Source organism: Azospirillum sp. P4_B5 (assembly GCF_056402275.1).
On sequence record NZ_JBFUHT010000002.1, the window covers coordinates 20887 to 41685 of the forward strand.

The window sequence follows — 20799 nt, forward strand, 5'->3', positions numbered from 1 at the left end:
GAGGGCGGACGATGGCACGCTCCGTTTGGAAGGGCCCGTTCGTCGACGGCTACCTGCTCAAGAAGGCGGACAAGTCGCGGGCTTCGGGCCGCAACGAGATCATCAAGATCTGGTCGCGTCGTTCGACGATCCTGCCGCAGTTCGTGGGTCTCACGTTCGGCGTGTACAATGGCCACAAGTTCCTGCCGGTTCTGGTGACCGAGAACATGATCGGCCACAAGTTCGGTGAGTTCGCTCCGACGCGCACCTTCTACGGGCACGCGGCGGACAAGAAGGCGAAGAGGAAGTAAGCCATGGGCAAGCCCTCCAACCCCAGCCGTATCGCGGAGAACGAGGCGATCGCCTCCAATCCGATGATCCGCACCAGCCCGCGCAAGCTGAACCTCGTCGCCCAGCTCATCCGGAACAAGGATGCCAGCAGCGCCGTGGCCGAGCTGACCTTCTCCAAGCGCCGCATCGCCGGCGAGGTGAAGAAGGTCCTCCAGGCCGCGATCGCCAACGCCGAGAACAACCATCAGCTCGATGTGGACCGCCTCTACGTCTCCTCGGCGACGGTCGGCCGCGCCCTGGTGATGAAGCGCTTCCACGCCCGCGCCCGTGGGCGCGGCGCGCGGGTCGAGAAGCTGTTCTCCAACCTGACGATCATCGTGCGTGAGCGCGACGCCGCCGCTGCCGAAGGGGCCGAGTAAGATGGGTCAGAAAGTCAATCCGATCGGGCTGCGCCTCGGCATCAACCGGACCTGGGACAGCCGTTGGTTCGCCAAGCGCGACTACGCCAACCTGCTGCACCAGGACCTGAAGCTGCGCGGCTATCTGCAGGGCCGCCTGCAGCAGGCCGGCTGTTCGCGCGTCATCATCGAGCGTCCGGCCAAGAAGGCCCGCGTCACCATCCACTCGGCCCGTCCGGGCGTGGTGATCGGCAAGAAGGGCGCGGACATCGAGAAGCTGCGCACCGAGCTGTCGAAGATGGCCGGCGGCGAGGTGAGCCTGAACATCATCGAGATCCGCAAGCCGGAGATCGATGCCAAGCTCATCGCCGAGAACATCTCCAACCAGCTCGAGCGCCGTGTCGCCTTCCGCCGCGCCATGAAGCGCGCGGTCCAGTCGGCCATGCGTCTGGGCGCCCAGGGCATCCGGATCAACTGCTCCGGTCGTCTCGGCGGTGCCGAGATCGCCCGCCTGGAGTGGTACCGCGAGGGCCGCGTTCCGCTGCACACCCTGCGTGCGGACATCGACTACGGCACCGCGACCGCTAAGACCACCTATGGCACCTGCGGTGTCAAGGTGTGGGTCTTCAAGGGCGAGATCATGGCGCACGACCCGATGGCCCAGGACAAGCGCATGGGCACCGAGCCGGTGTCGACCGATGGCGAGCCGCGCCGCGAGCGTCGCGAGCGTGGTGACCGTGAGGAGCGTGGGGGCCGCGGTCGCGGCGACCGTGACCGCTCCGAGCGGGCCGACCGCTAGTAAGGGGCACGAGCGATGCTTTCTCCGAAGCGTACCAAGTACCGCAAGGCCCACAAGGGCCGCATCCACGGCAACGCGAAGGGCGGCACCCAGCTGAACTTCGGCTCCTTCGGCCTCAAGGCCCTGGAGCCGGAGCGCATCACGGCCCGTCAGATCGAGGCGGCCCGCCGCGCGATCACCCGCGCCATGAAGCGTCAGGGCCGCGTGTGGATCCGCGTGTTCCCGGACCTGCCGGTCTCCACCAAGCCCGCCGAAGTCCGCATGGGTTCCGGCAAGGGCACGCCCGAGTACTGGGCGGCCCGCGTTCATCCCGGCCGCATCCTGTTTGAGCTGGACGGCGTGCCCGCGGATGTGGCAAAGCAGGCGTTCGCCCTGGCGGCCGCCAAGCTGCCGATCAAGACCAAGCTGGTGACCCGCCTCGGCGGCGGTGAGGAGGTGGCGGCATGAAGCCCGTCGACGTTCGTGCGAAGAGCAACGAGGAGCTGAACGATCAGCTCCTCCAGCTCAAGAAGGAACAGTTCAACCTGCGTTTCCAGCGGGCCTCCGGCCAGCTGGAGAACACCGCGCGGGTGCAGGTGGTGCGTCGCGACATCGCGCGCATCAAGACGATCCTCGGCGAGCGTTCGCGCTCGTCCGAAGCCGGCAAGTAAGGAGGGCTACCTATGCCTCGCCGCGTTCTGCAGGGCACGGTGGTCAGCGACAAGGGCGACAAGACGGTTATCGTCCTGGTCGAGCGCCGCGTCATGCACCCCGTGTACAAGAAGTTCATTCGTCAGTCGAAGAAGTACGCCGCCCACGACGAGGGCAACCAGTTCAAGGTCGGCGATACCGTTTCGATCATCGAATGCCGCCCGATCTCCAAGCGCAAGCGCTGGACGGTCGTGCTTGAGTCCGCCGCCGTTAGCGGCGCCGCGTAAACGGAAGGGTACAAACCATGATCCAGATGCAAACCAACCTGGAAGTCGCCGACAATAGCGGGGCGCGCCGGGTGCAGTGCATCAAGGTGCTTGGCGGGTCCAAGCGGAAGGTGGCCACCGTCGGCGACGTCATCGTCGTCTCGGTCAAGGAGGCCATTCCGAAGGGTCGCGTCAAGAAGGGCGACGTGCATCGCGCCGTCATCGTCCGCACCGCGAAGGAACTGCGCCGGGAGGACGGGTCCGCGATCCGTTTCGACCGCAATGCCGCCGTGCTGATCAACAAGCAGGGCGAGCCGATCGGCACGCGTATCTTCGGGCCGGTCACTCGTGAGCTTCGCGGCAAGAAGTTCATGAAGATCATCTCGCTGGCGCCGGAGGTGCTGTGATGGCCGCGAAGATCAAGACCAAGGACAAAGTCGTCATCCTTGCCGGCAAGGACAAGGGCAAGACCGGCGAAGTCCTCAAGGTCATCCCGGCGGAAAACCGTGTCGTCGTGCAGGGCGTGAACGTGGTGAAGAAGCACCAGCGTCCGAGCGCCACCTCGCAGGGCGGCATCGTTGAGTTCGAGGCGCCCATCAACGTCTCGAACGTTGCTCATGTCGACCCCAAGGACGGCAAGCCGACTCGCGTCGGTTTCAAGATCCTTGAGGATGGCCGCAAGGTGCGTGTCGCCAAGCGGTCCGGCGAAGTCATCGACGTGTGAGGACCGGACCAATGGCTGCACGTTTGAAGGAAGTGTACGACTCCAAGATCCGCGCCGCGCTCAAGGCTGAGTTCGGCTACGCGAACGACATGGAAGTTCCGCGGATCGAGAAGATCGTCATCAACATGGGTGTCGGCGAGGCTGTCGGCGACTCCAAGAAGATCCAGAATGCGGTGAGCGAACTGACGGCGATCAGCGGCCAGAAGCCGATCGTCACGAAGTCTCGCAAGTCGATCGCGCAGTTCAAGCTGCGTGAGGGCATGGCGATCGGGTGCAAGGTCACGCTCCGTCGTGAGCGGATGTACGAGTTCCTGGATCGCCTGGTCACGATCGCGTTGCCGCGTGTCCGCGACTTCCGCGGCATCCCCGGCAACAGCTTCGACGGCCGTGGCAACTATGCCATGGGCGTGAAGGAGCAGATCATTTTCCCGGAGATCGACTACGACAAGATCGATCAGATCCGCGGCATGGACATCATTTTCGTCACCTCGGCGAAGACCGACAAGGAGGCCAAGGCCCTCCTGAAGGCCTTCGACATGCCGTTTGTGGCCTGATTGGCTGGAGCACGACCCCATGGCTAAGACCAGTGCCATCGAGAAGAACAAGCGTCGCACCAAGCTGGTGAAGCAGTTCGCCAACAAGCGTGCCCGCCTGAAGGCCATCGCCTCCGATCGCTCCCTCCCGCCGGAAGAGCAGTTCGCCGCCCGCCTCAAGCTGGCCGAAATGCCGCGCAACTCGTCGAAGGTGCGCATCCGCAACCGCTGCGAAATGACCGGCCGTCCGCGGGCGTTCTATCGCAAGTTCAAGCTGTCGCGCGTCGCGCTCCGCGATCTGGCCTCGACTGGTCAGATTCCGGGCATGACGAAGTCGAGCTGGTAAGGAGGGTCGGAGAATGTCTTTGAGCGATCCGCTCGGCGATATGCTGACCCGTATTCGCAACGGTCAGCACGCCCGTATGTCTGTTGTGCAGAGCCCGGCGTCGAAGCTGCGCAGCAACGTGCTTGAGGTTCTCAAGCGCGAGGGTTACATCCGCGGTTACTCCGAGGAGGAGCTGCGCCCCGGCATCAAGAACCTGAAGATCGAGCTGAAGTATCACGAAGGCGAGCCTGTGATTAAGCAGATCGCCCGTGTGTCGAAGCCCGGCCGCCGCGTCTATTCGAAGATCACCGATCTGCCCCGCGTCTTCAACGGCCTCGGCATCGCGATCCTCTCCACGCCGCGCGGCGTGATGTCGGACAATGAGGCCCGCGCCGCCAACGTCGGCGGTGAAGTCCTCTGCCGCGTGTTCTAAGGGGGACCCTTCGATGTCGCGCATTGGAAAGCATCCCGTGCCGGTTCCGGCTGGTGTTGACGTCTCCGTCAACGGCCAGCAGGTGTCGGCCAAGGGCAAGCTGGGTTCGCTCAGCCTGACCCTCATCGACGACATCACGGCCAAGCTGGAAGACGGCAAGGTCGTGGTGGCCCCGGCGAACGACAGCAAGCGCGCCCGCGTTATGTGGGCAACCTCGCGCACCCTGATCAACAACATGGTCACGGGCGTCAACCAGGGCTTCACCATCAACCTCGAGATCAACGGCGTCGGTTACCGTGCCGCCGTGCAGGGCAAGGAGCTGGTCATGCAGCTCGGCTACTCGCACGACGTCAAGTACCCGATCCCGGAGGGCATCACCATCAAGTGTGACAAGCCCACCGCGATCTCGGTGTCGGGCTTCGACAAGCAAAAGGTCGGTCAAGTCGCCGCGGAGATCCGCGGTTGGAAGAAGCCGGAGCCCTACAAGGGCAAGGGCATCAAGTACGAGACCGAGACGCTCATCCGCAAGGAAGGCAAGAAGAAGTAAGGTCCGCCATGCTCAAGCCAAAGCAACTCCACGAGCGCCGCAAGCAGCGCGTGCGCGCGCAGATTGCCAAGAAGGCCGGCGGGCGGGCTCGCCTCTCGGTTTTCCGGTCCAATCTGCACATCTACGCCCAGATCATCGACGACGAGAACGGCCGCACGGTCGCCTCGGCCTCGTCCGTGGAAAAAGAGCTGCGCGAGCAGCTCAAGCACGGTGGGAACGTCGAAGCCGCCCAGAAGATCGGTGCGCTCATCGCTGAGCGCGCCAAGGCGGCTGGCGTCACCGAGGTCGTGTTCGACCGTGGTGGCTACATTTACCACGGCCGGGTCAAGGCCCTGGCTGACGCCGCCCGCGAGGGCGGGCTGTCGTTCTAAGGAGGCTCCGAAATGGCACGTGAAAGAGGCGAGCGGAGCGACCGTGATCGGCAGCCGCGCGATCGCGACCGGGAAGAGAGCGAGCTGATCGAAAAGCTCGTCGGCATCAACCGCGTCGCCAAGGTTGTGAAGGGTGGCCGTCGCTTCGGCTTCGCCGCCCTGGTGGTGGTCGGTGACGGCAAGGGCCGCGTCGGCGTCGGATCGGGCAAGGCCCGTGAGGTGCCGGAGGCGATCCGCAAGGCGACCGACCAGGCGAAGCGCGGCATGATCCGCGTTCCGCTCCGCGAAGGCCGCACGCTGCACCACGACTCCAACGGTCACTTCGGTGCCGGCAAGGTCGTGTTGCGCACTGCCCCGGCCGGTACCGGCATCATCGCCGGCGGTCCGATGCGCGCGATCTTCGAGGCCCTGGGTGTGCAGGATGTGGTGACGAAGTCCATCGGCACCTCCAACCCGCACAACATGATCAAGGCGACCTTCGACGCGCTGTCGCAGGTTTCCAGCCCGCGCAGCGTCGCCGCCCGCCGCGGCCGTCGCGTGAGCGACATCCTCGGCAAGCGTGAAACCGGCGCCGCCGGTGCGCAGGAGGCTTGATCATGGCCGAGAAGAAGACCGTCATCGTCACCCAGACCGGCAGCCCGATCGGTCGTAAGCACGACCAGCGCGAGACGCTGGTCGGTCTGGGTCTCAACAAGCTGCACCGGACCCGCGAGCTGGAGGACACTCCGGCCGTGCGGGGCATGATCGCCAAGGTCGCGCACCTGGTCCGCGTCGAGAACGAGGGCTGAACCCATGACGAAGCTGAACGATCTCCGGGACAACCCCGGTGCCCGTAAGGAGCGCATGCGCGTCGGCCGCGGTATCGGTTCGGGCAAGGGCAAGACCGGCGGCCGTGGCGTCAAGGGTCAGACCTCGCGCACCGGCGTGGCCATCAACGGCTTTGAAGGCGGCCAGATGCCCCTTCACCGCCGCCTTCCGAAGCGCGGTTTCCGCAACATCTTCGCGAAGGAATACTCGGTCGTGAACCTGGGCCTGGTCCAGAAGTTCATCGACGCCGGCAAGCTCGACGCCAGCCAGACCATCGATGCGGTGGCCCTGGAAGCGGCGGGCGTCACCGGCAAGGTGAAGAAGGACGGCGTCCGTCTGCTGGGCAAGGGCGCCCTGACGACGAAGGCCAGCTTCACCGTGGCCGGCGCCTCCAAGTCGGCTGTGGAAGCGGTCGAGAAGGCGGGTGGCAGCGTCACGCTGACCGCGTCCGCCGCCGAAGCCGCCGAGTGATCGGAAGCCCGCGCTTGCGCGCGGGCCTCTTCCGGCACTAAATGAAGCGAAGTTGCGAGGGGCGGCCTGCATCCTGCAGGACCGCCCCGTTCGTGCATTAGGGACAGGGATACGACCCATGGCATCAGCGGCCGAGCAGCTTGCCGCGAATATTAATTTCGGGGCCTTCTCCAAGGCGACCGAGCTGAAGAAGCGGATCTGGTTCACCCTTGGTGCCTTGATCATCTACCGCCTGGGCACCTACATCCCGATTCCGGGCGTCAACCCGCAGATCCTGGCCGATATTTTTCGGCAGCAGGGCGGGGGCATCCTCGGCATGTTCGACATGCTGGCCGGCGGCGCGCTGCACCGCATGACGATCTTCGCGCTCAACATCATGCCGTACATTTCGGCCTCCATCATCGTGCAGCTCCTGACCGCGGTGTCGCCGCAGATGGAAGCGCTGAAGAAGGAGGGCGAATCGGGCCGCAAGAAGCTGAACCAGTACACCCGCTACGGCACGGTTCTGCTGGCGACCGTGCAGGCCTGGGGCTTGGCGGTGGGGCTCGAGGCGATGACCGGCGCATCCGGCGCCGCGGTTCCCGAACCGGGGCTGTTCTTCAAGATCGCCACGGTCATCACCCTGGTCGGCGGCACGATGTTCCTGATGTGGCTGGGCGAGCAGATCACCGCCCGCGGCATCGGCAACGGCATCTCCCTCATCATCTTCGCCGGCATCGTCGCCGAGCTGCCGCGCGCTCTGGTCAGCACGCTGGAGCTGGGCCGCACCGGCGCGCTGTCCACGCTGTTCATCGTCTTCCTGCTGCTGATGGCGGTGGGCGTCGTGTTCTTCATCGTGTTCATGGAGCGCGCGCAGCGCCGTCTGTTGATCCAGTATCCGAAGCGGCAGATGGGCAATCGCGTGTTCGGCGGCGAAGCGTCGCACCTGCCGCTTAAGCTGAACACCTCGGGCGTCATCCCGCCGATCTTCGCGTCGTCGCTGCTGCTGCTGCCGCTGACCGCGGTCGGCTTCGCCGGCGGCGAGGGTCCGGAGTGGCTGCAGACCGTCACGCGCTATCTGGCGCACGGCACGCCGCTCTACATGATCCTGTATTCCGCGCTGATCATCTTCTTCTGCTTCTTCTACACGGCCATCGTCTTCAACCCCGCTGACACGGCCGAGAACCTGCGCAAGTATGGCGGCTTCATTCCCGGCATCCGTCCGGGCAAGAACACCGCGGACTACATCGACTACGTGCTGACCCGGTTGACGGTGATCGGTTCGGCCTACCTTGTGGCGGTTTGTCTCCTCCCCGAAATCCTGATTTCCCAGCATTCGGTTCCGTTCTATTTTGGCGGCACCAGCCTGCTGATCGTGGTCACGGTGACGATGGACACGGTCGCGCAGATTCATTCCCATCTGCTGGCCCACCAGTATGAGGGGCTGATTAAAAAAGCGAAGCTTCGGGGGAGAAAGTAATGAATCTCATTCTGCTCGGACCGCCGGGCGCCGGGAAGGGGACCCAGGCGCGGCGTCTCGAAGACACGCGCGGACTCGTCCAGCTTTCCACGGGCGATATGCTCCGCGCGATGGTCGCCGAGGGTGGTCCGCTTGGGCAGCAGGCGAAGGACATCATGTCCGCCGGCAAATTGATGCCGGACGAGCTGATGGTCAAAATCATCGCTGAGCGCATTTCCAAGCCGGATGTCGCCAACGGCTTCATCCTCGATGGTTTCCCGCGCACGGTCGCTCAGGCCGAGGCGCTTGACACCATGCTGTCGGACAAGGGCCTGAAGCTCGATCACGTGATCGAGATGAAGGTCGTGGACGACATCCTGGTGGAGCGCATCACCGGTCGTTACACCTGCGCCAAGTGCGGCAAGGGCTATCACGACGTCTTCGAGAAGCCGAAGGTCGAGGGCGTCTGCGATGTCTGCGGCAGCACGGAGTTCAAGCGCCGGGCCGACGACAACGCCGACACGGTGAAGACCCGCCTCGCCCAGTATCACGAGCAGACCGCGCCGATCCTGCCGTATTATCAGAGCCGTGGCGTTCTGAAGACGGTGGACGGCATGGCCGAGATCGACGACGTGACGAAACAGATCGAGGGCATCCTGGCCGCCTGACCGGGATTGTCCTGATCGACTGCATAGAAAAAGCCGCGAGGATCTTCGGACCTTTGCGGCTTTTTCTATGCCGTGACGATGAGGCGGGGAGGGCGGTCCTCCCCGGAGGTGCCGCCGCTCTTTACGGAGCGGCGTCGGTGTCGGGGCGCGAGAGGTCTTCCGCCTTCCGGCTCAGATCGTTGTAACGGTCGAGCACCCAGCCGAGGTGATCGGTGGCCGCGACGGCGGCGGCATCGGCGTCGCGGCGCCGGATGGCGTCGTAGATGGCGCGGTGATGGTCGATCATCAGCGCCTCTCGGCCCAGCGCGAAGGGCTCGGTGTGGTGATACTCCATCATTTGGCCGAGGATGTCGCGGATGGTCGCCAGCAGGTGCAGATAGACTGGGCTCCCGGCCGCCTGGGCGACGGCGAGGTGAAAGTCCATATCGTCGGCGGCCTGCTTGCCGTCGCGGCCCGTCTCGCCCATCGCGGCGAGGACCCGCCCGATGTGGTCGATCTGCTCCTGGGTCGCGCGTTCGGTGGCGCGCCGGGCCGCCCAACTTTCCAGGGCCTGCCGGATCTCCACGAGGTCGCAGAGATTGGCGTGCTTCACGCGGACCATCTCGGTCAGGGCGCCGTCCATGGCGCCCGCGGAGGACACCACGCGCGTGCCGCCGCCCTGGACGGCGGTCAGGAAGCCCTGCGTCTTCAACTTTTGCAGGGCCGCGCGCACCGACACCCGGCTGACGTGGAGCTGCTCCGCAAGCTGGCGCTCGCCGGGCAGGCGCTCTCCCGGAACGAGTTCGCCGCGGGCGATCCGTTCGAGAATCCGCTCCGCCACCCATTCGGAAATGCGCTGGGAGGAGGCCGGTACGTGGTGGGGTTCTTCGGTGTCGGACACGGTGGCATGCCCTTTCATCAGCAATCGGTCATAGGTCGTACCCGAGTCGGGTAAATCACGTCAACTCGCATCCGGACGGCGGCGTATGGCCGGCGTCACCGGCGGCGTTTCATCGACTCCCGCGGCGGGCCATCAGGATGCCGGCCAACACCACGGCGCCGCCCGTTGCCTGGAGAATGCCGAGCGGCTCGGCGAGCAGCGCCCAGGCGAGCACCGCCGCCGCCGCCGGCTGAAGCAGCAGGCTGACGGAGGAAAAGGCGGCGGGCAGATGGGCCAGCGCATAGGCGATCAGGCTCTGGCCGCCGGCGTGGCTGACCAGGGCGAGCCCCAGCAGCACGGCCCATCCACCGAGAGATCCGGCGATCAGGCTCTCCCCCGACAGCAGGGCGATGGGCAGCAGGGCGAGGCCGGTGACGACTCCGCTCCAGGTCATGATGGTGGCGGTGGAGAACTCCGCCCGCAGCCGCCCCACCGCCAGGATGTAGCCGCCGTAGAAGACCGCGGTCAGCAGCCCGAGGGCATCGCCGAACACATGGTCCGGGCTCAGCTTCAGGCTCTGCCCCATCAGCACGACGGCCCCGCACAGCGCCAGCCCGAGCCCCGTCAGGAAGGTCCGGCTGAACCGCTCCTTGAACACCAGCCAGGACACCAGCGTCACGAAGATCGGCGCGAAGTTCGCGAGCAGCGTGGAGTTGGCGACGGAGGTGTAGCGGATCGACCAGTGCCAGATGGCGAGGTCGCCAGCGAAGAACAGGCCGGCCGCGGTCAGCCGGGCGTAGTCGGACAGCGACGAAGGCTTGCGCGACCGCGCGCCCCCCTTCGGCTCAACCGCCATCCAGACCCACAGAGCGGGGATGGCGAAGGCGAGCCGCCAGAAGGCGGTGGCGCTCGGCCCCAGTTCGGAGAGGCGCACGAAGATCGGTGCGAAGGCAATTCCCAGCGCCCCGGTCAGAAGGGCGATCAGCGCGATCCGCTGCGCCGAGTCGGCGCGCGCGGTGGGGGCGAGGGTGCTGGCGTCCGGCATGGCGTCCGTTATAACGGACGCACCCACCAGGCGCCACGGGCGCCTGCCGCATGGCTCATCTGCGGAAGGCCCGAACTGTGGGACATTGCCGCTCCGTTGGGATCATCCGCGCCGCCGGGCCGTTGCCTTGGGAACCAGCCGGCGGGAACTTCCGCTGCGACCGAGACCCTGCAATACTGTGCCATCATGACGCAGCGATCCCCCTGCAAGCCCGCCGAACACCCCCGACCGGTGACCCTGCCGTCGCCGCCCCGTGCGGCGCCCGCTGCGCCGTTGCTGGGTCCCGACGACCCGCCGCCGGTCACCGTGCTGCGCCCGGAGTCGGACAGCCCGGTCCTGCTGCTGTGCGACCACGCCGCGCGGGCCATTCCGAAGGCGCTGGGGTCGCTGGGGTTGGACGAGGCGAACCTGTGCCGGCACATCGCCTACGACATCGGCGCGGCGGAGGTGACGCGTCGGCTGTCGGAGCGGTTCGGCGCGACGGCGGTGCTGTCCGGCTATTCCCGGCTGGTGATCGACCCGAACCGCGCGCTGGACGATCCCACGGCGATTCCGGTGGTCAGCGACGACGTGGTGATCCCCGGAAACCGTGCCCTGGACCGCGTCGAGGAGGAGCGCCGGATCGACGCCATCTTCCGGCCCTATCACGAGGCCGTCGCCGCCGAGGTCGCCCGGCGGCGGGAGCGCGGGCAGGTGCCGGTGCTGCTATCGATCCACAGCTTCACGCCCGCCATGCGCGGCGTCGCCCGGCCCTGGCATGTCGGCATCCTGTGGGACCACGACCCGCGCATCCCGATCCCGATGATCGCACGGCTGCGCGCCGACGGGCGCTGGTGCGTCGGCGACAACGAGCCCTACTCGGGCCGGACCACCCTGGGCGGCACGGTGGAAAGCCACGCGACCCCCGCCGGGCTGCCCAACGTCCTGGTCGAGGTGCGCCAGGACCTGATCGCCACGCCGGAGGGGGCGGCGCTGTGGGCGACGGTGCTGGGCGACGCGCTGGAGCCGATCCTGGCCGATCCCAGCCTTTACGAAATCAAACTGTTCCCGCGGGAGTGAGCGTTCATGGAGCCGGCCTTCACGCTGGGGCTTGAGGAAGAGTATCTGCTGGTCGACCGCAACTCGCGAGACATTGCGCGCAACCCGCCGGACGAGATGCTGGAGGCCTGCCAGGAGCAGGCGCCGGGCCAGATCCATCCGGAATTCCTGCGCTGCCAGATCGAGGTCGGCACGCCGGTCTGTACCACCCTGACGGAGGCGCGGGCCGAACTGGCGCGGCTGCGCGCGACGGTGGCCGGGGTGGCCCGCGCCCACAATCTGGCGCCCATCGCAGCCTCCACCCATCCCTTCGCCGCGTGGGAGCCGCAGAAGCACACCAACCGCGACCGTTACAACATGCTGGCCCGCGACCTGGGCGCGCCGGCGCGGCGTCTGATGATCTGCGGCATGCACGTCCATGTCGGGATCGAGGACGACGACCTGCGCATCGACCTGATGAATCAGGTCCGCTATTTCCTGCCGCATCTGCTGGCGCTGTCCACCTCCTCGCCCTTCTGGCGGGGGCAGGACATGCAGCGGAAATCCTACCGGCTGGCGGTGTGGAACGAATTGCCGCGCACCGGCATGCCCGACAGTTTCCAGAGCTTCGGCGAGTACCAGCAGCAGGTGAACGTCCTGGTCAACGCCGGGATCATCGAGGACGCGAGCAAGCTGTGGTGGGACATCCGTCCGTCCCAGCGCTTCCCGACGCTGGAGATGCGGATCACCGACGTCTGCACCCGTCTGGACGACGCGGTGACGGTGGCGGCGCTGTTCCGCTGCCTGCTGCGCATGCTGTGGCGGCTGCGGCTGCGGAACGTGACGTGGCGGCCCTACAAGAACCTGCTGATCGGCGAGAACCGCTGGCGTGCCCAGCGCTACGGCCTCGACGAGGGGCTGGTCGATTTCGGGCGCGGCACCATCGTGCCCTACGCCGACCTGATGGAGGAGCTGATCGAACTGACCCGCGAGGACGCGGAGCGCTTCGATTGCGTGGCCGAGGTCGCCAACGCCCGCGACATCATCCGCCGCGGCACCAGCGCCCACCGGCAGGTCGCCATCTACCGCGAGGCGCTGGAGCAGGGCGCCACCGGCTGGGAAGCCCTGGCCCAGGTGGTCGATTGGCTGGCCGAGGAGACGATGGTTGGGGTGGAGTGATTTGCTTCGAAATTGGGGGCAACTTTCGGAAAGCCACTACTTGACCTTTGCGTCATCCAGCCATACCCTCGCCGCAAATCAGCTCACCGGGTTGAGCAGGGCAGGCAAAAAAACGAAGCAGCAGAGGGCCGCTCGCACCACGGGCGGCCCTTACCTTTTTCAGGGGGAAGGGAATGGCCGACGCCAAGTTCCTCAAGTTCGACACGCTGAGCCTGCACGCCGGCCAGCGGCCCGACCCGGCCACCGGGGCGCGGGCGGTGCCGATCTACCAATCCACGTCCTACGTCTTCGACGACACCGACCACGCCGCCTCGCTGTTCAATCTGGAACGGCCGGGGCACATCTATTCCCGCATCTCCAACCCCACAGTGGCGGTGCTGGAGGAGCGACTGGCGGCTCTGGACGGCGGTGTCGGCGCGGTCTGCACGGCCAGTGGTCAGGCGGCGCTAACGCTCGCCATCATGACGCTGATGGACGCGGGCGGGCACATCGTCGCCTCCTCGTCGATCTACGGCGGCAGCCGCAACCTGCTGGCCTACACGCTGCCGCGATTCGGCATCACCACGACCTTCGTGAATCCGCGCGACCTCGACGGCTTCCGTGCGGCCATCCGGCCGGAGACTCGGCTGCTGTTCGGCGAGGTGCTGGGCAATCCGGGGCTGGAGGTGCTCGACATCCCCCGCCTGTCCGCCATCGCGCATGACGCCGGCTTGCCGCTGATGGTCGATGCGACCTTCGTCACGCCCTACCTGTGCAAGCCGTTGAGTTTCGGCGCCGATCTGGTCATGCATTCCTGCACCAAGTGGCTGGCCGGGCACGGCGTCGCCATCGGTGGGGCGGTGATCGACGGCGGCACCTTCGACTGGGAGGCGTCCGGCAAGTTCCCGACCCTGACCGAGCCCTACGCCGGCTATCACGGCATCGACTTCGCGGAGGAGTACGGGCCGGCGGCCTTCATCATGCGCGCCCGCGCCGAGGGCCTGCGCGACTTCGGCGCCTGTATGAGCCCGATGAACGCCTTCCAGATCCTTCAGGGCGTGGAAACCCTGCCGCTGCGCATGAAGGGCCACATCCACAACACCCGCAAGGTGCTGGGCTTCCTCGAATCGGAGGCCTACGCGGAGAACGGCAGCGTCGCCTGGGTCACCCATCCGGAGCTGCCCGATCATCCCGACCACCGGCTGCGCGCCCAGCTCCTGCCGCATGGTGCGGGCTCCATCATCTCCTTCGGCATCAAAGGCGGGCGGGAGGCCGGGCGGCGCTTCATCGAGAAGCTGGCGCTGTTCTCCCACCTCGCCAACGTCGGCGACGCCAAGTCGCTGGTCATCCACCCCGCCAGCACCACCCACGCCCAGCTCGACGCCGAGGCGCTCGCCGCCGCCGGGGTGGGGGAGGACATGATCCGCCTGTCCATCGGGCTGGAGGATTGCGACGACCTGATCGACGATCTGCGCCAGGCGCTGCGCGCCGCGACGAAGGCGTGAGGAGGCTGCCATGGACCTGACCGTCAACGGCCAAACCGTCTACGCCCACACCGGCGGGCGGTCCTTCGACCCGGCGCTCCCGGTGATCGTGCTGATCCACGGCGCCGGCATGGACCACACGGCGTGGAGCCTGCAAAGCCGCTACCTCGCCCATCACGGGCGGTCGGTCCTGGCGGTGGATCTGCCGGGTCATGGCCGGTCCGGCGGGGCGCCGCTGCCCTCCATCGAGGAATTGGCGGACTGGATCGTGGCTCTGCTGGACGCAGTGGGTGTGGCGAAGGCGGCGCTCGCCGGCCATTCCATGGGTGCCCTGGTGGCCTTGGAAGCCGCGGCGCGGCACGAAAACCGAGTCGAGTCGCTGGCCCTGCTGGGCGTGGCGGAGACGATGCCGGTTCATCCGGATCTTCTGGCCGCCGCGGCGCTGAACGACCCGTCCGCCATCGAACTGGTCATCGGCTGGGGGCATGGGCCGCGCGGGCATGTCGGCGGCGCGGCGGCGCCGGGACTGTCGCTGCTCCCCGGCGGGCGGCGGTTGATGCAGCGGGCCCGCCCCGGCGTGCTGGGCGTCGATTTGGGCGCTTGCAACGCCTACGTCCGCGGCGCTGAGGCGGCGGCGGCGGTGTCCTGCCCGGCGCTGTTTCTGCTGGGCGGAGCCGACCGTATGACTCCGGCAAAATCCGGCAAGGCTCTCTCCGCTAAGGTTAGGCATTCCGAAGTTATCATGCTGTCCGGTATAGGCCATATGGTTATGACGGAAGCGCCAGACGCAACCACAGATGCCATTTCAGCGCAATTCTCTGCGCGCTGAGCCTGTTGTTTCTTCGTTGATTGGAATGGCGTCATGAATCGTTAACGGATTGACGTCTTACTGTTCTGTGTTGGAGCGGCGATGCGGAATGGTGTTCTGTGCGGAGTCTTGAGCGGTATGTTCATGCGCTGATGGCGAACGCCGGCGATGTCGTCGCCGTGCTGTCGTCGGACGGTCGGTTCGCCGATGTGGGAGCCGCGTCGCCTCGCGTGCTGGGATCGCCGCCGGAGGCGCTGCTGGGGACGCTCGTCCTGGATTGCGTCCATCCGGACGACCGGGACGACGTCGCCCGGCGTCTCGCCTTGTGCGGCCGTGGGGCATGCACCGAAGCCGGTCGCCCGTTCCCCTGCCGGCTGCGCCACGCGGCCGGTGGCTGGCGTCACATGGAGGTGACGGCGCAAAACGGGCTGGACGACCCCGACGTCCAGGGTATCGTCATCCACGCCCGTGACGTGGCCGACCGGGTGGAGGCCGAACAACGACTGCGGGCGAGCGAAACGCTCTACCAGACGCTGGCCCGCTCGGCCCCGGTCGGCATCTTCCAGACGGACCGCGACGGCGGTATCGTCTTCGCCAACCCGCGCTTCGCCGCCATCGCCGGGCTGTCTCCCGATGCGCTGTCCGGCCATGCCTGGCGCACGTCGCTGCATCCGGACGACCGATCCCGGTTGGAGGCGGATTGGGCGCAGGCCGTGGCGTCGGGTCGGCCGGTTCTGCTGAATCTTCGGTTTTGCGGGGCCGATGGCACGGTCACCTTCGCCCTGTGCCAGGGCTCGCCGCTGAGCGACATGGATGGGCGGGTGATGGGCTGTGTCGGCACGCTGACCGACATGACCGAATATGTGCGGACCGCCGACGCTCTGCTGATGGCGGAGGCCCGGACCAACGCCATCGTGGATGCCGCCGCCGACGCCATCGTCACCATGGATGGGGAGGGCATTGTCCACAGCTTCAACCCGGCGGCGGAGGCGATGTTCGGCATTACGGCGGCCGACATGCTGTGGAGCCGGATCGACCGGCTGATCCCGGACATCGGCGCGCTGCTTCAGGATGGCGGGTTGGCCGTTTACCAGCCCGGCGGCGAAACTCATGGGGCCGGGGCCGTGCGGGAGGCCGTCGCGGTGCGGGGCGGCGACGGCAACCGCTTTCCCATCGAGGTTTCGGTTAGCGCGGTCGAGACGGGCGGGCGGCGCGTCTTCACCGGCATCATCCGCGACATCACCGCGCGCAAGCGGACCGAAAGCGACCTGATCGCCGCCAAGGAAGCGGCCGAGTCGGCGGACCGCACCAAGTCGACCTTCCTCCAGATCATGAGCCATGAGTTGCGCACCCCGCTGAACGCGGTCATCGGATTCGCCCAGGTGATCGAGATGCGACTGCTGGGCGCGGGGGAGGTGGACCGCTACATCGACTACGCCGGCTCGATCCGCCAGTCGGGCGAACATCTGCTGGCGATCATCGACGACATCCTGGACATCACGACCATCGAGGCCGGAGGGCTGCGGCTGAACGAAAATCCCGTCGATCCGTCCGCACTGGTGGGGGAGGCGCTGAATCTCGTCGCCATCCAATCGGGCAAACGCGGCGTGCCGATTCGCATCGACCTGGAGGATGGCCTGCCGACGCTGTTCGGCGACGCGCTGCGCCTGCGGCAGGTGCTGGTGAATCTGTTGTCGAACGCCGTGAAATTCTCCAATCCCGGTGAACCCGCCGCCATCCGCGTCCGGCGGGCGGGCGACGGTGGGCTGGAACTGTCGGTGACGGACACCGGAATCGGCATTGCGGCGGAGGATCTGCCGAAGGCGATGACCCCCTTCGTCCAGGTCGATCAGTCCATGGCGCGGCGCTACGAGGGAATGGGGCTCGGCCTGTCCATCTCGAAGCGGCTGGTCGAGGCGCATGGCGGGACATTGCGCATCGATAGTGCGCCGGGGAAGGGGACCGCCGTGACCGTGGCCTTACCGCCGAGCCGGATCAAGGGCGAGGCCTGACGAGGGCGGCAGTGACTTCCGGAGAACGCAAAAACGGCGCCCCGGTTTCCCGGGACGCCGTGTGGATGTGCAGTGCCTTGCGGTTACGCGGCCTGCTGGGTCAGCGCGGGCTTCGCCGTGCCGTTGGTGCCGATCTGAATGGTCCGCGGCTTCATCGTTTCCGGCACCTCGCGCACCAGATCGATGTGGAGCAGCCCGTTCAGCAGATTGGCGTTGCCCACCTTGATGAAGTCGGCAAGCTGAAAGCGGCGCTCGAAAGCGCGGCCGGCAATACCCCGGTAGAGGAATTGGCCGGTCTCCTGTTCCTTCTTAGCTTTCCCTGTGACCACCAGAGAGTTCTGCTGAGCGGTGATCTCCAGGTCCTCCGGGCCAAAGCCGGCGACGGCCATGGTGATCCGGTAAGCGTCGTCGCCCGTCTTCTCGATGTTGTAGGGCGGGTAGGACGCGGCGGCCTCGTCGCCGGTCATCGCGTTCTCCAGGAGACGCGAGAGGCGGTCGAACCCGACGGTCGAACGGAACAGGGGCGAAAGGTCGTAGGAGCGCATGACATATCCTCCGAAAGAGCGATACAGCGATCGGGGACCACGATCATCGTCGGTCCCCCGGCTTGCGGTTCCGGCGAACCCCAACTGGGCGTCCGCCGACACCGCGACAGATAAGCGAGTGCCCTCAGCGTTCAAGAGGGCGCTTTTTGAAAATCGCCGGGCCGTGCCGCCGCCGTCCATAGGGCGGATGGCGGGGGTCCATATCCACTCATCGATTGTTAATCAGTTGCGCCGAGGCTCGGATTCGGGCCATCCGGCCGCGGGAGGGGTACGGCCGTGATGGAAACACCGACCTTCTTCAACGGGACTTATGATGAGACGATGGCGCTGCTGATCGAGGCGCGCAATTACATCGCCTATCATGACGCCGCCAGCCACCGGGCGCTGCCGCCCCATGTCCGGCTTCAGATCTCGTACGAATCGATGCGGGTGACCAGCCGGCTGACCCAGGTCATGGCCTGGCTGCTGGCGCAGAAGGCCGTCCATGCTGGGGAAATGACCCGCGAGCAAGCGGCGAGCGACGATTTCGCCCTGTCGGGCGGGGACATCTGCACCGATCCCTCCGGCCCGGACAACGAGCAGCTTCCGGACGGTCTGCGCAGCCTTCTGGAGCGCAGCCACCGGCTCTACATGCGCGTCGCCCGGCTGGACGAGCGCGCCCGCGACGCGGTGGCGATGGCCGGCTGACGGCCGGCTTCCCGACAAACCGCAAACAGAAGCCGCAAACGCGAAAAGGGCGCCCGGCGAACCGGACGCCCCTTTTCGTTTTGCGGACGAAGAAGGTTACTTCTTCAGGCCGAAGCTCGCGAAGCGCTTGTTGAACTTGGCGATCTGGCCGCCCGTGTCCAGCAGCTTCTGCACGCCGGTCCAAGCCGGGTGCGACTTCGGGTCGATGTCGAGGCGCAGCGTATCGCCCGGCTTGCCCATCGTGGAGCGGGTCTTGAACGTGCTGCCGTCGGTCATCACCACGTTGATCTCGTGGTAGTCGGGATGGATATCAGTCTTCATGGCCGGGGTTCCTGCAAAGCGAGCGCGGTCTATAGCAAAGCATGCGGCATGATGCAACCGCGTTCCTGCGCCGGAATGGCGGGTGTTCCCGAACCACCGCCGCTTCGCTGTGCCGCCCCATCATTCACCACGAGAACACGGATGCACAGAGAATTGGAGCGCTTCCGGAGCGTGATGGCGCCAGCCGGATCACTGTGTCTTCGTGCCGCCGCGGTTTGATCCGGCGGCCACACCATACCTTGTTCATAGGCCTCCCCCTTGCTATATGCCGAGCTTGCCCCCGTGCACCGTCTGCACATCGTCCTGCCGCTGGGGAGCCTCGGTGTCCCGTCATTCGTCGAAATCCGATCCGGTGTCCGAAGGGGCGTCCTCTGCCGCATCGCGCCGCCGCAACCTGTCGCCGCTGCGCCGGCTGTTTCCCTTTCTGTGGCCGTACCGGCTGCAGATCCTGGGTGCCATGCTGGCCCTGACCGTGGCCGCCGGGACCGTTCTGGGGCTGGGGCAGGGGATGCGCGTCCTGGTGGACCAGGGCTTCGTCGCGGGTGACTCGGCGCTGCTCGACCGGGCGCTCCTCGTCCTGCTGGTGGTCATCGTGCTGATGGCCGCCTCGACCTTTGGGCGCTTCTATCTGGTGAGTTGGATCGGCGAGCGGGTGGTGGCCGACATCCGCCGCGCCGTCTACAACCACGTGGTGAAGCTCTCTCCCGGCTTCTTCGAGACCACCAAGACCGGCGAGATCCTGACGCGCCTGACCACCGACACCGAGGTGCTTCAGGTCGTGGTCGGCTCCTCCGTCTCGATCGCGCTGCGCAACACGCTGATGTTCGTCGGCGGCACGGCGATGCTGCTGGTGACCTCGCCGAAGCTGGCCGGGCTGGTGTTCCTGGGCGTGCCGGTGGTCATCCTGCCGATCATCATCCTGGGGCGGCGGGTGCGCGCCCTGTCGCGGGCCAGCCAGGACAAGATCGCCGACCTCGGCTCCTTCGTCGAGGAGACGCTGGGCGCCATCCGCACCATGCAGGCCTACACGCACGAAACCATCGACCGCAGCCTGTTCGGTGGGCGGGTCGAGGACGCCTTCGCCACCGCCCGGCGGCGGGTGACGGTGCGCGCCATCATGACGATGATCGTCATCGTGCTGGTGTTCGGTTCGGTCGGCCTGATCCTGTGGATTGGCGGGCACGATGTGCTCGCCGGGCGGCTGACGGTGGGTCAGCTCTCGGCCTTCGTCATCTACTCGGTGGTTGTCGCCGGTTCGGTCGGGGCGATCAGCGAGGTGGCCGGCGACCTCCAGCGCGCCGCCGGCGCCACGGAACGGCTGTTCGACCTGCTGGACACCGAGCCGGAGATCCGCGCCCCGGCCAACCCGCGCGCCCTGCCGGACCCGGCCCAGGGCGCGCTGTCCTTCCGCGACGTGCGGTTCCACTACCCGTCGCGCCCGGACTGGGCGGCGCTGAAGGATTTCTCGCTGGAGATCGAGCCAGGGGAAACGGTGGCCCTGGTCGGCCCGTCGGGCTCCGGCAAATCCACGGTGTTCCAGCTTCTGCTGCGCTTCTACGACCCGCAGGCCGGGGCGGTCACCCTGGACGGGGTGGACGTCCGCGACGCCGACCCGGTGGAGGTGCGGCGGCGGCTCGGCCTCGTGGCGCAGGACCCGGTGGTCTTCTCCGCCAACGCCTGGGAGAACATCCGCTACGGGCGCCCGGACGCCACCGACGCCGAGGTGCTCGCCGCCGCCGAGGCTGCCCACGCGCTTGAGTTCCTGCAAGCATTGCCCGAGGGGCTGGACACCTTCCTGGGCGAGAAGGGCGTGCGCCTGTCCGGTGGGCAGCGTCAGCGCCTGTCCATCGCGCGGGCCATCCTGCGCGACCCGCCGGTGCTGCTGCTCGACGAGGCGACCAGCGCGCTCGACGCGGAAAGCGAGCGCATGGTGCAGGACGCGCTGGACAAGCTGATGACCCGGCGCACCACGATCATCATCGCCCACCGGCTGGCGACCGTCCTGAACGCCGACCGGATCGTGGTGATGGAGCAGGGGCGCGTCGTCGCCACCGGGCGCCACGCCGACCTCGTCCGTGAGGGCGGCCTCTACGCCCGCCTCGCCGCGCTCCAGTTCGACCGTGCGGCGGACGAGGCCGGGCTGGTCGGCGGCTAGAAAGCCCTCCGCCCTTCGGACGCCGTGG

General features: G+C 66.9%; 29 protein-coding genes. 25 read left to right on the forward strand and 4 right to left on the reverse strand.

All coding sequences use genetic code 11. The features are described 5' to 3' along the window. The first annotated feature begins 11 nt into the window (after nt 1-11). The 18 genes from rpsS (at nt 12) to AC1DVI_RS01730 (ending at nt 8680) form a co-directional block, all read left to right on the forward strand. Nucleotides 12-290, forward strand: a complete 279-nt coding sequence (rpsS, locus tag AC1DVI_RS01645) for a 30S ribosomal protein S19 (protein WP_014241034.1) — start codon at nt 12-14, stop codon at nt 288-290. Between the two features lie 3 nt (nt 291-293). After that, nucleotides 294-689, forward strand: coding sequence for a 50S ribosomal protein L22 (gene rplV / locus AC1DVI_RS01650; RefSeq protein ID WP_014241033.1), 396 nt, complete (start codon nt 294-296; stop codon nt 687-689). 1 nt (nt 690) lies between these two features. Further along, nucleotides 691-1467, forward strand: coding sequence for a 30S ribosomal protein S3 (gene rpsC, locus AC1DVI_RS01655; protein ID WP_014241032.1), 777 nt, complete (start codon nt 691-693; stop codon nt 1465-1467). Nucleotides 1468-1482: 15 nt separating this feature from the next. Continuing rightward, on the forward strand, nt 1483-1914 hold the full coding sequence (gene rplP / locus AC1DVI_RS01660) for a 50S ribosomal protein L16 (protein WP_014241031.1): 432 nt from the start codon (nt 1483-1485) through the stop codon (nt 1912-1914). Next, nucleotides 1911-2117: a 50S ribosomal protein L29 gene (gene rpmC / locus AC1DVI_RS01665; protein ID WP_476956514.1), complete on the forward strand. Its 207-nt coding sequence runs from the start codon at nt 1911-1913 to the stop codon at nt 2115-2117. Before rplP ends, rpmC begins: the two co-directional genes overlap by 4 nt. 12 nt (nt 2118-2129) lie before the next feature. Beyond that, complete coding sequence (gene rpsQ / locus AC1DVI_RS01670; RefSeq protein ID WP_014241029.1) at nt 2130-2384, forward strand: 30S ribosomal protein S17; 255 nt, start codon at nt 2130-2132, stop codon at nt 2382-2384. Nucleotides 2385-2401: 17 nt separating this feature from the next. Then, nucleotides 2402-2770 (forward strand): 50S ribosomal protein L14, encoded by a 369-nt coding sequence (rplN, locus tag AC1DVI_RS01675; protein ID WP_012973215.1) that lies wholly within the window; start codon nt 2402-2404, stop codon nt 2768-2770. Continuing rightward, entirely contained in the window at nt 2767-3087 is a 321-nt protein-coding gene (gene rplX / locus AC1DVI_RS01680) for a 50S ribosomal protein L24 (protein WP_109070628.1), read from the forward strand. The genes rplN and rplX overlap by 4 nt, the downstream gene beginning before the upstream one ends. Nucleotides 3088-3098: 11 nt before the next feature. Next, complete coding sequence (rplE, locus tag AC1DVI_RS01685; protein WP_035675042.1) at nt 3099-3641, forward strand: 50S ribosomal protein L5; 543 nt, start codon at nt 3099-3101, stop codon at nt 3639-3641. A 19-nt stretch (nt 3642-3660) separates the two neighbouring features. Then, complete coding sequence (gene rpsN / locus AC1DVI_RS01690; protein ID WP_476956515.1) at nt 3661-3966, forward strand: 30S ribosomal protein S14; 306 nt, start codon at nt 3661-3663, stop codon at nt 3964-3966. A gap of 13 nt (nt 3967-3979) precedes the next feature. Beyond that, nucleotides 3980-4378 (forward strand): 30S ribosomal protein S8, encoded by a 399-nt coding sequence (gene rpsH, locus AC1DVI_RS01695; protein ID WP_035675041.1) that lies wholly within the window; start codon nt 3980-3982, stop codon nt 4376-4378. Between the two features lie 13 nt (nt 4379-4391). Continuing rightward, complete coding sequence (gene rplF / locus AC1DVI_RS01700; protein ID WP_014241025.1) at nt 4392-4925, forward strand: 50S ribosomal protein L6; 534 nt, start codon at nt 4392-4394, stop codon at nt 4923-4925. Between the two features lie 8 nt (nt 4926-4933). Further along, nucleotides 4934-5296 (forward strand): 50S ribosomal protein L18, encoded by a 363-nt coding sequence (gene rplR / locus AC1DVI_RS01705; protein WP_014241024.1) that lies wholly within the window; start codon nt 4934-4936, stop codon nt 5294-5296. A gap of 12 nt (nt 5297-5308) precedes the next feature. After that, nucleotides 5309-5890 carry a 30S ribosomal protein S5 gene (gene rpsE, locus AC1DVI_RS01710; RefSeq protein ID WP_035675037.1) on the forward strand — a complete coding sequence of 194 codons (582 nt, stop codon included), beginning with the start codon at nt 5309-5311 and terminating at the stop codon, nt 5888-5890. A 2-nt stretch (nt 5891-5892) separates the two neighbouring features. Continuing rightward, on the forward strand, nt 5893-6084 hold the full coding sequence (rpmD, locus tag AC1DVI_RS01715) for a 50S ribosomal protein L30 (protein WP_014241022.1): 192 nt from the start codon (nt 5893-5895) through the stop codon (nt 6082-6084). A 4-nt stretch (nt 6085-6088) separates the two neighbouring features. Then, nucleotides 6089-6574: a 50S ribosomal protein L15 gene (rplO, locus tag AC1DVI_RS01720; protein ID WP_149467682.1), complete on the forward strand. Its 486-nt coding sequence runs from the start codon at nt 6089-6091 to the stop codon at nt 6572-6574. 118 nt (nt 6575-6692) lie between these two features. After that, nucleotides 6693-8033, forward strand: a complete 1341-nt coding sequence (gene secY, locus AC1DVI_RS01725) for a preprotein translocase subunit SecY (RefSeq protein WP_014241020.1) — start codon at nt 6693-6695, stop codon at nt 8031-8033. Continuing rightward, the gene (locus AC1DVI_RS01730) at nt 8033-8680 is read left to right on the forward strand and encodes an adenylate kinase (protein WP_014241019.1); all 648 of its coding nucleotides are present in this window, start codon (nt 8033-8035) and stop codon (nt 8678-8680) included. Before secY ends, AC1DVI_RS01730 begins: the two co-directional genes overlap by 1 nt. A 121-nt stretch (nt 8681-8801) precedes the next feature. On the opposite strand, the gene AC1DVI_RS01735 is transcribed toward AC1DVI_RS01730, so the two are convergent. Then, a complete protein-coding gene (locus tag AC1DVI_RS01735; RefSeq protein ID WP_103041394.1) occupies nt 8802-9560 on the reverse strand; it encodes a FadR/GntR family transcriptional regulator in 759 nt (252 codons plus the stop codon). Between the two features lie 109 nt (nt 9561-9669). After that, nucleotides 9670-10584: a DMT family transporter gene (locus AC1DVI_RS01740; RefSeq protein WP_476956516.1), complete on the reverse strand. Its 915-nt coding sequence runs from the start codon at nt 10582-10584 to the stop codon at nt 9670-9672. Between the two features lie 186 nt (nt 10585-10770). Between AC1DVI_RS01740 and AC1DVI_RS01745 the strand changes: the two genes are divergently transcribed. From AC1DVI_RS01745 to AC1DVI_RS01765, 5 genes are all read left to right on the forward strand, one after another. Then, entirely contained in the window at nt 10771-11643 is an 873-nt protein-coding gene (locus AC1DVI_RS01745; RefSeq protein WP_476956517.1) for an N-formylglutamate amidohydrolase, read from the forward strand. Nucleotides 11644-11649: 6 nt separating this feature from the next. After that, on the forward strand, nt 11650-12780 hold the full coding sequence (locus tag AC1DVI_RS01750; RefSeq protein WP_476956518.1) for a carboxylate-amine ligase: 1131 nt from the start codon (nt 11650-11652) through the stop codon (nt 12778-12780). A 173-nt stretch (nt 12781-12953) separates the two neighbouring features. Continuing rightward, nucleotides 12954-14264: an O-acetylhomoserine aminocarboxypropyltransferase gene (locus AC1DVI_RS01755; RefSeq protein WP_476956519.1), complete on the forward strand. Its 1311-nt coding sequence runs from the start codon at nt 12954-12956 to the stop codon at nt 14262-14264. Between the two features lie 10 nt (nt 14265-14274). Next, entirely contained in the window at nt 14275-15072 is a 798-nt protein-coding gene (locus AC1DVI_RS01760; protein WP_476956520.1) for an alpha/beta fold hydrolase, read from the forward strand. 98 nt (nt 15073-15170) lie between these two features. Further along, complete coding sequence (locus AC1DVI_RS01765; RefSeq protein WP_476956521.1) at nt 15171-17063, forward strand: sensor histidine kinase; 1893 nt, start codon at nt 15171-15173, stop codon at nt 17061-17063. Between the two features lie 83 nt (nt 17064-17146). Here AC1DVI_RS01765 and AC1DVI_RS01770 read toward each other — a convergent pair whose 3' ends face one another. Continuing rightward, nucleotides 17147-17608, reverse strand: a complete 462-nt coding sequence (locus AC1DVI_RS01770; protein WP_038526830.1) for an Hsp20 family protein — start codon at nt 17606-17608, stop codon at nt 17147-17149. A 279-nt stretch (nt 17609-17887) separates the two neighbouring features. Here AC1DVI_RS01770 and AC1DVI_RS01775 point away from each other — a divergent pair, with 279 nt between their 5' ends. Next, nucleotides 17888-18295 (forward strand): DUF1465 family protein, encoded by a 408-nt coding sequence (locus tag AC1DVI_RS01775; RefSeq protein ID WP_145626361.1) that lies wholly within the window; start codon nt 17888-17890, stop codon nt 18293-18295. Nucleotides 18296-18391: 96 nt separating this feature from the next. Here the strand turns inward: AC1DVI_RS01775 and rpmE are convergent, their stop codons facing one another. Next, entirely contained in the window at nt 18392-18616 is a 225-nt protein-coding gene (gene rpmE, locus AC1DVI_RS01780) for a 50S ribosomal protein L31 (RefSeq protein WP_014241009.1), read from the reverse strand. 265 nt (nt 18617-18881) lie between these two features. On the opposite strand from rpmE, the gene AC1DVI_RS01785 reads away from it, so the two are divergent. After that, nucleotides 18882-20771: an ABC transporter transmembrane domain-containing protein gene (locus tag AC1DVI_RS01785; protein ID WP_476956522.1), complete on the forward strand. Its 1890-nt coding sequence runs from the start codon at nt 18882-18884 to the stop codon at nt 20769-20771. The last annotated feature ends 28 nt before the right edge of the window (nt 20772-20799 follow it).